The organism is Sphingomonas sp. (assembly GCF_036388215.1).
In the GTDB taxonomy this organism is placed as follows: domain Bacteria; phylum Pseudomonadota; class Alphaproteobacteria; order Sphingomonadales; family Sphingomonadaceae; genus Sphingomonas.
This window is the reverse complement of record NZ_DASVSH010000031.1, coordinates 225,094-237,780: the sequence shown is the minus strand read 5'-3', so window position 1 is coordinate 237,780 and position 12,687 is coordinate 225,094. Positions and strand designations below refer to the sequence as shown.

At 65.1% G+C, this 12,687-nt stretch carries 14 protein-coding genes; 11 read left to right on the top strand and 3 right to left on the bottom strand.

The window, feature by feature from the left end; genetic code table 11:
* Positions 1-62: 62 nt before the first annotated feature.
* Together VF617_RS13620 and VF617_RS13615 are read right to left on the bottom strand one after the other, a co-directional pair.
* Complete coding sequence (locus VF617_RS13620) at positions 63-734, bottom strand: anti-sigma factor (RefSeq protein ID WP_331015433.1); 672 nt, start codon at positions 732-734, stop codon at positions 63-65.
* Positions 731-1,222: a sigma-70 family RNA polymerase sigma factor gene (locus VF617_RS13615; protein ID WP_331015432.1), complete on the bottom strand. Its 492-nt coding sequence runs from the start codon at positions 1,220-1,222 to the stop codon at positions 731-733. The genes VF617_RS13620 and VF617_RS13615 overlap by 4 nt, the downstream gene beginning before the upstream one ends.
* A gap of 74 nt (positions 1,223-1,296) precedes the next feature.
* Here VF617_RS13615 and VF617_RS13610 point away from each other — a divergent pair, with 74 nt between their 5' ends.
* The 3 genes from VF617_RS13610 (at position 1,297) to VF617_RS13600 (ending at position 3,814) form a co-directional block, all read left to right on the top strand.
* The gene (locus VF617_RS13610; RefSeq protein ID WP_331015431.1) at positions 1,297-2,523 is read left to right on the top strand and encodes a S8 family serine peptidase; all 1,227 of its coding nucleotides are present in this window, start codon (positions 1,297-1,299) and stop codon (positions 2,521-2,523) included.
* Positions 2,524-2,595: 72 nt separating this feature from the next.
* Positions 2,596-3,609: an OmpA family protein gene (locus VF617_RS13605; RefSeq protein WP_331015430.1), complete on the top strand. Its 1,014-nt coding sequence runs from the start codon at positions 2,596-2,598 to the stop codon at positions 3,607-3,609.
* A 64-nt stretch (positions 3,610-3,673) separates the two neighbouring features.
* Complete coding sequence (locus tag VF617_RS13600; protein ID WP_331015429.1) at positions 3,674-3,814, top strand: hypothetical protein; 141 nt, start codon at positions 3,674-3,676, stop codon at positions 3,812-3,814.
* Positions 3,815-3,844: 30 nt separating this feature from the next.
* Here the strand turns inward: VF617_RS13600 and VF617_RS13595 are convergent, their stop codons facing one another.
* Positions 3,845-4,624 (bottom strand): IclR family transcriptional regulator, encoded by a 780-nt coding sequence (locus tag VF617_RS13595; RefSeq protein ID WP_331015428.1) that lies wholly within the window; start codon positions 4,622-4,624, stop codon positions 3,845-3,847.
* Between the two features lie 195 nt (positions 4,625-4,819).
* Between VF617_RS13595 and VF617_RS13590 the strand changes: the two genes are divergently transcribed.
* Genes VF617_RS13590 through VF617_RS13555 form a run of 8 tightly spaced genes read left to right on the top strand, consistent with a single transcriptional unit; the run spans position 4,820 to position 12,685 of the window.
* On the top strand, positions 4,820-6,361 hold the full coding sequence (locus VF617_RS13590) for an alpha-L-fucosidase (protein ID WP_331015427.1): 1,542 nt from the start codon (positions 4,820-4,822) through the stop codon (positions 6,359-6,361).
* Complete coding sequence (locus VF617_RS13585; RefSeq protein WP_331015426.1) at positions 6,361-6,744, top strand: L-rhamnose mutarotase; 384 nt, start codon at positions 6,361-6,363, stop codon at positions 6,742-6,744. The genes VF617_RS13590 and VF617_RS13585 overlap by 1 nt, the downstream gene beginning before the upstream one ends.
* Positions 6,741-7,484, top strand: a complete 744-nt coding sequence (locus tag VF617_RS13580; RefSeq protein WP_331015425.1) for an SDR family oxidoreductase — start codon at positions 6,741-6,743, stop codon at positions 7,482-7,484. Before VF617_RS13585 ends, VF617_RS13580 begins: the two co-directional genes overlap by 4 nt.
* The gene (locus VF617_RS13575; protein WP_331015424.1) at positions 7,481-8,755 is read left to right on the top strand and encodes an L-fuconate dehydratase; all 1,275 of its coding nucleotides are present in this window, start codon (positions 7,481-7,483) and stop codon (positions 8,753-8,755) included. The genes VF617_RS13580 and VF617_RS13575 overlap by 4 nt, the downstream gene beginning before the upstream one ends.
* Complete coding sequence (locus VF617_RS13570) at positions 8,752-9,528, top strand: SDR family oxidoreductase (RefSeq protein ID WP_331015423.1); 777 nt, start codon at positions 8,752-8,754, stop codon at positions 9,526-9,528. Before VF617_RS13575 ends, VF617_RS13570 begins: the two co-directional genes overlap by 4 nt.
* Positions 9,529-9,551: 23 nt before the next feature.
* Positions 9,552-10,838 carry an L-fucose:H+ symporter permease gene (gene fucP, locus VF617_RS13565; RefSeq protein ID WP_331015422.1) on the top strand — a complete coding sequence of 429 codons (1,287 nt, stop codon included), beginning with the start codon at positions 9,552-9,554 and terminating at the stop codon, positions 10,836-10,838.
* The gene (locus tag VF617_RS13560) at positions 10,839-11,855 is read left to right on the top strand and encodes a zinc-binding alcohol dehydrogenase family protein (protein ID WP_331015421.1); all 1,017 of its coding nucleotides are present in this window, start codon (positions 10,839-10,841) and stop codon (positions 11,853-11,855) included.
* Positions 11,855-12,685, top strand: coding sequence for an amidohydrolase family protein (locus VF617_RS13555; protein ID WP_331015420.1), 831 nt, complete (start codon positions 11,855-11,857; stop codon positions 12,683-12,685). The genes VF617_RS13560 and VF617_RS13555 overlap by 1 nt, the downstream gene beginning before the upstream one ends.
* Positions 12,686-12,687 lie beyond the last annotated feature (2 nt).

Below are 12,687 nucleotides of genomic sequence, written 5' to 3'. Positions count from 1 at the left end.
GGTATTCGCGACCTCTATTCCGCAGGCCCCCTAGGGTCGTTCACTCTGTGAGAAAGATGGCTCTATTTGCGCCAGCCCCCGGCACTTGCGGCGCGTTCGGCTGCCGCGTCGAGCGGATCGCCGGCCATCATGCCTTGCGCCGCTGCGAAAAGCCCCGGTTCGCCCGAGCCGGCCTGACGAAACTCGCCTCTCGCTCCCGGAGCGTTTGCCTGGGTGTGTTGCATGACCCAGCCGCGGTCTTCATGGCAAGCAATCCCCTCGATTGCGGGTGCCTGGAACAGCCGGCAATAGCCGCCTTGCTTGTCGCGGAAGCTGACCAGAATGCGCGTTGGCCCCTGCGCTCCCGCCAAGTCACGGTCCAGCGACCGGGCGAGCGTCCCGGACGCCACCAATGGATCGCCCGACACTCCGCCAGGCGTCGCCTGCCAGAAATGGCCGATCGCCACCCCGGCAACCATGCACGCTGCCATCGAAGCCGCCGCGCGCCAAAAGCCTTCGTGCCTTGCCGGACGGATTTCCACCACGTTTGAGTGCAGCAAACCCGTCAGCCGCTCAGGCAGGGGCGCTTCAGCAATCGGCGCGAAGCCCCGCTCCAGCCGGGCCCGCAATGCGCGATGTGCTTCGACCGCTTCGGCCAAGGCTGGCGTCTCAGCCATTTGCCGCTCGAAGCGTCTGCCGGCGATCGGGTCGAGTTCGCCATCGGCATAGGCCATCGCCAATTCCTGATCGGTCATGCCGCTTCTCCCAGCCGGGCGACCAGCGCCTGGCGTCCGCGGACGAGCCGCGAGGTCAATGTGCCCATCGGCACGTCCAGAATCTCGGCCGCCTCCTTATAGGCCAGCCCCTCGATCAGCACGAGCGCGACGGCTTCGCGCTGCTCGTCCGGAAGCTGCGTGATCGCGGTTTGGACTTCACGGAACTCGATGTGCGCCTCGATTCCGGCCGCACCGCCGTCAGCGACATTTTCGCCCGCTTCCTCCGGCGCGAATGTCTCGGCCGCGCGCCTGCGGGCCCTTGCGGTGTCGATCCAGGCATTGCGCATGATCCGGTACATCCAGCTATCCATCCTCGTGCCCGGCTGCCATTGCTGGCGCGCCTTCAGGGCCTTTTCGACTGTAGCCTGGGCAAGATCGTCCGCGTCGGCGGCACTGTTAGCAAGCGCCCGCGCAAAGCGGCGCAAGCGGGGCAGCACGGCCAGCAACTCGTCTTCAAAGGCGCCCAAGCGGGAATTTCCTCTTGCTGGATGAAACGGATGAGATTGGCCGTTTCATCCTTATGCTGCCATATTATTCCTCAATGCGAACCCTGGCTCTTCTTTTTGCGATTGCGCTGTCCGGCTTTGCCGCGCCGGCCGCAGCGCAACTGTTGCCCGGATTGCCGAGCCCCGGCGATACGCTGCGGCCCGTCTTGCCGATACTGCGCAACGCCGGCGATCTGCCGCAAGCAGCGCTGAACCGGCTCGATGCATTGCGCGCCGATCGGATTGCCGGGCTGGTGCGCGATCATCCGGAATCGATCGCGCTCGATCCCAACGGATTCCCTGCCCGGGCGCGGGAAGTGGTGGTCGAGGAGCCGACCGACGCGCTGGTGAAGGCCGCGGGGGGCAAGGGCTTTCGGCTGATCGAGCGCGAGGAGACCCTGGGCGTGCATTTTGCCCGGTTCGAAGCGCCGCGCGGCCTTTCGCTCAAGCAGGCGATCCGCGCGCTTCGAAAGCTGGGCGCGCGGGAAGTCGATGCCGATCAGTTGCATTTCCAGAACGGCGCGGTGTCGCCCGGTGGCGGCATTTCCACGCTCCCGTTTCAGCCAGGCGGCGGCCCGTTTATCGGCATGATCGATGGTGGAGTCGGCGGCGGTGGCATGATCCAGCGCGGCTTCGCGGCCGGCGGCGCGCGCGCCAGCGATCACGGCACCGCGATCGCCTCGCTGATCCTGGGGCGCGGACCGGTGCGCGGCGCTGCGCCCGGCGCGCGGTTGATGGTCGCGGATGTTTATGGGGCCGACCCGGCGGGCGGCAGCGCAACCGCGATCGTCAAGGCGCTGGGCTGGCTGGTCGGGCAGGGCGCGCCGGTGGTGACGGTCAGTCTTGTCGGGCCGCTGAATCCGCTGCTGGCCCGCGTCGTGTCGGCCGCGCAGGCGCGCGGCGTGATCCTCGTCGCCGCTGTAGGCAATGATGGCCCCGCCTCGCCTTATTCCTACCCCGCCTCTTATCCCGGCGTGATCGCAGTGACGGGGGTGGACGGACGCGATCGCGTGCTGATCGAAGCTGGCCGCGCGACGCATCTCGATTATGCCGCCCCCGGCGCGGATATGCTCGCCATCAACGCCGCCGGGACTGCAGCACCGGTGAGGGGCACTTCGTTCGCGGTGCCTCTGGTGGCGGCGCGCATCGCCAAGGCCTATCCACGCCCGGCGCCCGCCGCCCGGGCCACGGCGCTCGCCGCCGTGGATGCGGAAGCCAGGCGGCTCGGCAAGCGCTATGGCCGCGGCCTGGTGTGCGGCGCGTGCAGGACGCCGCCGCGCTGAGTTTTTTTCGCGCCATGGATTAAAGTTCAACCAGCACCCGTTCTCTCCATGAAACTTCATGGGAGAACTGCGATGAACAAGTTCCTTTTTGGCGCGGCAACAGCAGCGTTGGTTATCGCCGCACCGGCCTCCGCACAGATTCTGGGCGGCGGTGGCGGCCTTGGGGGTGGGCTGGGCGGTGGGCTCGGCGGCGGCGGGATCGGCGGGTCGCTCGGCGGCACGCTGGGCAGCACGATCGAGCGCGGCCGCACCACCGTAGACACCACCAACCGCGTCCGCGGCTCCACGCGTGTCGATCGCGAACTGCGGACCCGCAGGGGCAATCGCGGAGTGACCGGCACGGTTACCGGCGATGCGTCGATCGACAATGCCACGCGCCTGGGCGAGCGGCGCATCGTATCGAGCCAATCGGTGGCGGGGGAGGGCCGCCTGTCGTTCGATCAGCGCATGTTGCGTACGCGTGGCGCGGTGGCGGCCAGCCGTCGCGGGCTGCGTCGTGTCGCGGCGACTGCGTCCGGCGTACAGGTTTTCGTCCCGCGCGTCGCTTTGCCCGGCCCCACGCTGCCCCGCGTTTCGGTCAACTCGTTCCCCGCTTACAGCAGCAGCTATTATTACGAGCCGGGCGCGGTCTTCGTCGGCTCGGCTTATGTCGATACCTATATGGACCGTCAGCACCAGGACCTGGAAGCGGGCCTGAGAGGCACGGGCGCCACTGTCCGGCGGCGCGGCGACGACCTGATCGTCATGCTGCCCGCTGACGTGACCTTCGCGTTCGACAAGGCGGACATCCGTCCGCGCTTCTATGGCCCGTTGAGCGCCTTTGCACGGACGATGCGCAACTATCCTGGCACGGACGTCGAAGTGGTGGGCCATACCGACGCGGTTGGCTCGGATGCCTATAATCTCAGCCTGTCCGAGCGGCGCGGCCGCGCGGTCGCCGAATTCCTCGTCGCGCAGGAGGCCGAGCCTTCGCGCCTCGTGGTCGAGGCGATGGGAGAGGCCGAGCCCGTAGCCTCCAACGCCAGCGTCGATGGACGGGCGGCGAACCGGCGCGTGGAGTTGATCGTCCACCCGCGCGCGGGCTGACAGCAGCGTTCAGATGAGTCCGCGGGCTTGGCGCCCGCGGACTCACTCGCGTGAAGGGGGATCAATGACTCAATCGAGCTATTTCAAGGAGCGGGCGAACCGCCACCGCGCCTTGGCCGAACGGGCCCAGCATCCGTCCGCCAGGCTGGCGCATGAGCAACTGGCATCCGCCTATGGAGCCAAGGCAGCCCTGCCCGACAAATAATCGAAACTCGCGGTCACTTCAGCAAACGCCTCAATCCCGGGCCGGGGCGCCCCCGGCGGGATCGCCGAACTCGATGATAGAGGAGATCGTCGCGGCCGTTTCGAGCAGTGCCGTGACCGCCTCCTGCTCGTCGAGCGCGACAGCCGATCCCTTGAGATAGGGCATGGTAAGCGCCGCCCGCGCATTGCCGCGAAGCAGGATCGGGGCCGAGAGATCGGTGACCGCAGGAGTCATGCGGCTCTGCTGCCGGATGAAGCCGCGGGCGCGGGCCTGATCCGTCCATTCGATTACGGCTGCCCGGTCAAACGGCACGCCCTCCTTCTCCACCGTCTCCAGCATCGACACGCGCGTCGCGTCGTCCTGAAATGCGAGGAGGGTCAGGCCGGATACCGTGATCGCCAGGGGCCTGCGGTGACCGACGCGCACTGCGAAGCCCAGATATCCAGGCGCTTCCACGCGCGCCACCACCACCATCTGCGCGCGCGATGCGATCGCCAGGTGGCAGGATTGGCCGGCGCGCTCGGCAAGCTTTTCCATCTGCGGAAGCGCGGATTGCACGAGGTCGCGGATCGGCGGGCGCTGCATGCCCAGTTCGAATAGTCGATTGGTGAGCAGATAGCCTTCGCCGCCGCGGGCGATATAGCCTTCTTCCTCCAGCACCTGGATCATCCGGAAGATCTCGCCTTTCGAGCGGCCGACCTGCGCGGCGATCTCCGCCATCGCCATCGGCTCCGCCACCGAGGACAGAAGCTCCAGGACCTCCAGGCCCTTTTTGAGGGCGGGCGCGCTGTATCGGGGCAATTCGGACATCTGGGAGAGGCAGCTCGCTTCGCATGATCGACCCGGTCGGTCGCGTGGCTATCCAGTATCGCCTTCGCTCACTTTCTTCCAGTGAGGCGATTGCCAATGGACCTCGGGCGCGATAATCACAAGTTCATATATAAAACGACTTTGTGCAGGCGCACCGCATTGGGAATATTGCGGACAGGAGTGGGGGGAGAGCGGATGGGCGGCAGCGATCGGCGTTTGAGGAGGCGCCTGGCCACGGCTGCCGCCCTGGCGATGCTGATCGCTGGCCATGCCCATGGCCAGCCGAACACATCGCAATCGACCCCGCCACGCAAGACGCTGCACCTGCCCGGCGGCAAGGCGGCGGATATAAGCGGACCGGTCAAGCCGGATTGGGAGTCGATCCGTGCGCATTACACGGTGCCTGAGTGGTTCAGGGACGCCAAGTTCGGCATCTTCATCCATTGGGGGCTCTATTCGGTGCCCGCCGCGCAGAGCGAATGGTATCCGCGCTACATGTATCGGACGCCTGCGACGATCGCGCGGCACACCGAACGTTTCGGCGCCCCCGACAAGTTCGGCTACAAGGATTTCATTCCGCGCTTCAAGGCGGAGAAATACGACCCCGCCGCATGGGCGGACCTGTTCGAGCGGGCGGGGGCGAAATATGTGGTGCCCGTCGCCGAGCATCATGATGGCTTCGCGATGTATGACAGCAGGCTGACCAGATGGGACGCCAAGGACATGGGTCCGAAGCGCGACCTGCTGAGCGAGCTGATGGTGGAGACGCGCAAGCGCGGGCTCAAGTTTGGCGTGTCGAACCACCGCATCGAGAATTGGGACTTCATGTATCCCGGCGCGGGCGTGAAGACCGATCTGTTCGATCCCAAATATGCCGATTTCTATGGACCTCCGCAGCCGCCGCAGCCGCGCGAGCAAATGACCTCCGCGGAGATCATGGCCGGCGTGGGCGCCCCGCAGAGCGCCGCATTCCGCGAGGAGTGGCTCGCCCGCACCTATGAGCAGATCGACAAGTTCAAGCCCGATCTCTTGTGGTTCGACAATGGCATCAATCCGCGCGGGCTCGATCCGACCAAGCTGCGGCTCGCGGCCTATTATTACAATCGGGCGCGCGAATGGGGAAAGCCCGTCACGCTGACGACGAAGCGCGATGCCTTCCTGGCCGGCACGATCAAGGATTATGAGCGCCAATGGCAGGCGCCGTTCTCTCTGCAGCAAGAGCCATATCAGGTCGATGACGCGCTCGGCGACAAATGGGGCTATGTGGAGGGCATGGGCAATCTCTCGGCCCAGACGGTATTGTTTCGGCTGATCGAGAATGTCAGCCGCAACGGCAATCTCCTGCTCAATGTCTCGCCCATGGCGGACGGGACCATTCCCGAGGCGCAGGTGAAGGTGCTGCTCGAAGTGGGCGAATGGCTGAAGCTGAACGGCGAGGCGATCTATGGGACGCGCGCCTGGAAGCAGGACAACGATCATATCGTGCGCTTCACCCGCAAGGGGAACATTCTCTACGCGATCCTGCTGGCGTGGCCCGAAGAGCCGCTCATGATCTCGGCGGTGCCGCAGAACATCGGCAAGGCGACGAAGGTGTCGCTCCTTGGTTCGGGTGCGGCTCTCGCTTTCAAGCAGAATGACGCCGGATTGACCGTGACCCTGCCCGCGCGGCCCGCCGGCGCGCGGTACGCTTATGTGCTCAGGCTCGAAGGCCTGAAACTCGACCAGGCTGGCCACTGATGAGCACCAATCCGCCCTGGATCGAGCGACGCTGCCTGATCCTGGATCTGCAGAACGATCCCACCCTCATCGCCCAATACGAGCATTGGCACCGCCCGGGCGGGCCGCCTGCGGCGGTGAACGCCTCGATAAGGGCCGCCGGCATCTTGCAGATGGAGATATTCCGCTCCGCAGACAGGCTGATCATGATCATGGACGTGGGGCCGGGATTTGATCCTGCGGCGAAGGCGCAGGCCGATGCCGCGGACCCCGAGGTGCAGGCGTGGGAGCGCCTGATGAATGCGTACCAGAAGCCCGTGTCGTGGGCGCGACCGGGTGAAAAGTGGGTGAGCGCGCCAAGCATTTACCGGCTTTCTGACCAGCCGGATGGAGGCGAGGGTTGAGGCTGAAGGGCAAGCGCGCATTGGTCACAGCCGCCGGTCAGGGTATCGGCCGGGCCGTTGCCGAAGCCTTTGCGCGCGAAGGCGCGAGCGTGGTCGCGGTGGATATCGACGCGCGCTTGCTCAGCCAGACTACCGGCTATGAGACTGCCGCACTCGATCTTACGGATCCTGCCGCCATCGCGGCGCTGCCCGCGCGGACGGGCGCGATAGACGTGCTCTTCAACGGCGCCGGCATGGTCCATTCGGGAACCGCGCTCGATTGCACCGAAGAGGAATGGGCGGCGGCATTCAACCTCAATTGCACCGCGGCCTATCGCCTGATCCGCGCATTCCTGCCGGGCATGATCGAAGCGGGCGGAGGATCGATCATCAACACGTCTTCGGTCGCGTCCTCGATCATCGGCGTGCGCAATCGATTTGCCTATGGCGTGACCAAGGCGGCGGTGATCGGGCTGACCAAATCGGTCGCGGCGGACTTCGTGGGGCAAGGCATTCGCTGCAATGCGATCTGCCCCGGCACGGTGGAAACGCCGTCGCTGCTCCAGCGGGTCGAAGAGAATGCGCGCGCGACCGGCGTTTCGATCGAGCAAAGCTATGCCGGCTTCGTCGGGCGGCAGCCCATGGGGCGGCTGGGCACGGCCGCCGAGATCGCCGCCGCAGCCGTGTACCTGGCTTCGGACGAAAGCGCCTTCACCACTGGCACAACGATGATCGTCGATGGCGGGTGGACCGTCGAATGACTCGGATCACTGCCCTGCGCACCATGGACGTGCGCTTCCCGACTTCGGAACGCCTCGACGGTTCGGATGCGATGAATCCCGATCCCGATTATTCGGCTGCTTATGCCATCCTCGAAACCGACAGCGGGCTGGAAGGGCATGGCCTGACCTTCACGATCGGGCGCGGAAACGAGATATGTGTGGCGGCGATCCGCGCGCTTGCGCCGCTGGTCGTCGGGCTGGAGCTGGACTGGATCAAGGAGGACCCCGCCCGCTTCTGGCGGCACATCACCGGCGACAGCCAGTTGCGCTGGATCGGGCCGGACAAGGGCGCGATCCACCTCGCCACGGGCGCGGTGGTCAATGCGGTCTGGGACCTCTGGGCGAAGCAGGCGGGCAAGCCGGTGTGGCGCCTGGTCGGCGAAATGAACCCTGCGGAGATAGTCCGCGCGATCGACTTTCGCTACATCACCGATTGCATCGGCCCGGACGAAGCGCTCAACCTGCTGACTGTGCGCGCCGAGGGCAAAGCCGAGCGCCTTGCGAGCCTGTTGGCGGAAGGATTCCCGTCTTACACCACCTCCGCGGGCTGGCTCGGCTATTCCGACGATAAATTGCGCAGGCTGGCGGGCGAGGCGGTAGCCAGTGGCTTCGACCACATTAAGCTCAAGGTCGGACGCGATCTCGATGACGACATCCGCCGTGTGCGGATCGTCCGCGAAGTGATCGGGCCGGACCGCAAGCTGATGCTCGACGCCAATCAGGTGTGGGAAGTCGATCAGGCGATCGATTGGGTCAATGCGCTCAGCTTTGCCAAGCCATGGTTCATCGAAGAGCCCACCAGCCCGGACGACATTGCGGGCCATCGGGCGATCGGTGCGGGCATCGGCGGCATCAAGGTCGCCGGCGGCGAAATGTGCCAGAACCGGGTGATGTTCAAGCAGTTCATCATGAGCGGCGCGATGCATGTGGTCCAGATCGACTCCTGCCGATTGGGGGGCGTGAACGAGATCCTTGCAGTGCTGCTCATGGCCGCGAAATATGACCTCCCCGTATGTCCGCACGCGGGCGGCGTCGGCCTGTGCGAATATGTCCAACACCTCTCGATGATCGATTATCTTTGCTTCGCCGGAACGCGCGAGGGCCGGGTGATCGAATATGTCGATCACCTCCACGAGCATTTCGTCGATCCCTGCGTGATCCGCGATGCCGCCTATATGCCGCCGACCGCGCCGGGCTTCTCGATCGAGATGAAGCCCGCTTCCCTGCGCCAATACAGGATCGACTCATGAAACTAGGGCTCGAAGGCAAGGTGGTTATCGTAACCGGCGGGGGTGCCGGGATCGGCGGCGCGATCTCTACCGTGCTGGCGGAAGAGGGGGCGATTCCCGCCATCCTGGGCCGCAGTCCGTTGAAGCCGGATTTCGAAGCCCGAATTCGCGCGCTCCAGCCCGAGACGATCTTCATCCAGGCGGAGATGACCGACGATGCGGCCTGCGCCGCCGCGGTCGCCGAAGTCGCCGCGAGAGGGCGCGGCATCCACGGGCTGGTCAATAACGCCGGGACAAACGACGGCGTGGGGCTGGAAGCCGGGACCGAGGCATTCCTGCGCTCGGTGACGAGCAACCTCGGCCATTATTACGGCATGCTGCACCACTGCCTGCCGCATTTGAAGGCGAGCAAGGGCAGCGTTGTGAACATTTCGTCCAAGACTGCAGTGACTGGGCAGGGGGGCACCAGCGGCTATGTTGCGGCGAAAGCGGCGCAACTAGGCCTTACGCGCGAATGGGCTGCCGGGCTGCTCGACGACGGCATCCGGGTGAATGCAGTGATCCCCGCCGAAGTGATGACGCCGCTTTACGAGAGCTGGATCAAGACCTTCGACGATCCCGAAGCCAAGCTCGCGCTGATCACGGCGCGCATTCCGCTCGGCAAGCGCATGACGACCGACCGCGAGATCGCCGACACGACGGTATTCCTGCTCTCGCCCCGGGCGGCGCACACCACTGGCCAATGGGTATTCGTCGATGGCGGCTATACCCACCTCGACCGCGCACTGGATTGATAACGATAAAAGGGAGCTTGGGGATGGAAACTGAAACGGAAAAGCGGGCGATATCCTATGCGCCCGCAATCGCGCTCACGGTCAGCCTGTTCTTCCTGTGGGGCGTCGCGAACAATCTGAACGACATCCTGATCGCGCAGTTCAAGAAGGCATTCGTGTTGTCGGATTTCGGAACCAGCTTTGTCCAGCAGGTCTTCTATCTCGGTTATTTCCTGCTCGCGATTCCCGCTTCGTTCGTGATGCGCGCCAAGGGGTATAAGGCCGCTATCGTTACCGGCCTGCTGCTCTATGGGGTGGGGGCGCTGCTCTTTTATCCCGCGGCGGCGGCGAGCCAGTACACGCTCTTCCTGCTCGCCCTGTTCGTGATCGCAAGCGGCCTCGCCTTTCTCGAGACCTCGGCGAATCCACTGATGACCGAACTCGGCGACCCGGCAGGCGCCGCGCGGCGGATCAATTGGGCGCAGGCGGCGAACCCGCTCGGTGCGCTCACCGGCATCTGGATCGGCCGCAACTTCATCCTCTCTGGAATCCATCATGACGAGGCGGCGCTCGCCGCGATGGGGGAGGCGCAGCGGCTGGAATATTACCGCGTCGAAACGCTGGCGGTGCAGGGTCCCTATCTGCTGCTTGGCCTCATCGTGCTCGGCTTCGCGATCGCGGCGATGCTCATCCGCTTCCCTGCGGGGGAAACCTTCGCCCAGGACGAAACGAAGGGGCGTCGCTTCTCCGAAATCTTCGGTAAGCCCCGCTTGCTGTTCGCGGCCGTGGCGCAATTCTTCTATGTCGGCGCGCAAGTGGGCATCTGGAGTTACACGATCCGATACGCCCAGCAGAACGCCGGCCTCGGCGAAAAAGCCGCGGCGGACATGCTGTTCGCCAGCCTGGTTCTCTTCGCCGTCGGGCGCTTCGCCGGAACTGCGCTGATGAGCCGCATCTCGCCGGCAGTGCTGCTCGCCGTCTTCGCAGCCGCCTCGCTGGTGTTGACTGGAATTGCGGGCATCGTGGGCGGCGAGACGGGGCTTTACGCGCTGGTGGCGGCGAGCTTCTTCATGTCGATCCAGTTCCCCACCATTTTCGCGCTCGGCGTCGAGGGGCTTGGACCCTTGCGCAAATGGGGCTCGTCGTTGATCGTCATGGCGATCATTGGGGGAGCAGCCCTTACCGGGCTCATGGGCTGGACCTCGGACAAGACCAGCATGACGACCGCCATGCTTGTCCCGGCTGCGGCCTTCGCGGCAATCTTCGCTTTCGCCTGGCACTGTCGCAAAGCAGGGCCGGATGCGGGTGTGCAAGCATCGGGAGCGCGCTAGATGCTGATGGACGTCGTGATCTGCACCGAGCCGGGTCAGCTCGACCTTGTCCGCCGGCCTCGTCCCCAGCGGGCCGAAGGCGAGGTGCTGATCCGCGTCCGGCGCGTCGGCGTCTGCGGCACCGACATGCACATCTACAGGGGCACTCAGCCCTTTCTCAGCTACCCGCGAGTAATGGGCCACGAGCTTTCCGGGGAGGTCGCCGAAGCAGATCCGGACAGCGGCCTGTCGCCCGGGGAAACGGTCTATGTCATGCCGTATATGTCGTGCGGCGCCTGCGTTGCGTGCCGCAAGGGCAAGACCAATTGCTGCGTCGCGATCCAGGTGCTCGGGGTGCACCGCGATGGCGGGTTGGCCGAATATATCTCGGTCCCGCGCCAGTTCGTCGTGCCTGTCCAAGGCATCAGCCTGGACGACGCCGCGATGATCGAGTTCCTGGCCATCGGCGCGCATGCGGTGCGGCGCGCGGCGGTCATGCCGGGCCAGCGGGCACTGATCGTGGGGGCGGGGCCGATCGGCGTGGCGGCGGCGATCTTCGCGAAGATCGAGGGGGCAGAGGTCACGGCGATCGACAATCGCAAGGACCGGCTCGATTTGTGCCGGGACGCCGTGGGTGTCGATCACATCGTCGAGGTTGGCGCGAATGACCAGGCCAGCCTCTCCGAAATCACCGATGGGGAATTCTTCGATCTGGTGGTGGATGCGACCGGCAGCCCGGCCGCGATGCAAGCCAATTTCGCCCGCGTCGCGCATGGAGGAACCTATGTTCTGGTGTCGGTGGTCGATGCCGACATCACCTTCAACGATCCCGAATTCCACAAGCGCGAGACCACCTTGCTCGCCAGCCGCAACGCGACCTTGGAGGATTTCTCGCATGTGGTGGCGATGATGCGCGCGCGCCGGATACCGCTGGAATCGCTGGCCACGCACCGCACGGCACTGGCCGATTTCGCCGAGGCGCTTCCACGCTGGATGGAGCCCGGCGCGGGGGTTATCAAGGGGCTGGTCGAGCTCTGATGCCGGCGCTGATCGACTCCCATCAGCATTTCTGGGCGCTGGGCGCGAACGGCTTCGAATGGCCCACGCCCGATCTGGGGGCGATCTATCGCGATTTCCGCCCATCGGATCTGGTCGAGGCCGCGGGTCCGCTCGATCTCCTCGGCACGGTCCTGATCCAGTCGCAGCCTTCCATGGCAGATACCGAGTGGCTCCTCCGCGTCGCAGCCGAAGAACCACTGATCAAGGCGGTCGTCGGCTGGGTCGATTTCGAGAGCGCCGATGTCCTGGCGGATATCGAGCGGCTTTCGGCGCATCCCAAATTCCGCGGACTTCGCCCGATGCTGCAAAATCTGCCGGACGACGATTGGATCATGCGACCTGAATTCGATCCCGTATTCGAGAAAATGGAGGCGCTTGGCCTTTCGCTTGATGCCTTGGTCTTTCCCCGTCATTTGCCCTTTCTGGAAGCGAGGGTGCGCAAGCATCCAAAGCTCAAGGTCGTGATCGATCACGGCGCGAAACCGCGGATCGCCGACCTGGAATTTTCAAGCTGGGCGGCGGCAATCGCCCGGCTCGCGGAGCTGGAGCAGGTGTTCTGCAAGCTTTCGGGCCTTCCGGCCGAGATGGCGGATGGCCAGCGCGATGCGGAGCTCAATCCCTATATCCGGCATCTCGTGACATGCTTCGGCCCGGGGCGGCTGATGTGGGGAAGCGACTGGCCGGTTGTGAATCTGAACAGTTCTTACCGGGCGTGGTTCGACACGGCAGTCTCGCTTTCCGGTCTGGCCGGGGACGATCTCGACCGGTTGTACCGCCGGACCGCGATGCAATTTTATTCGATCGATTAGGA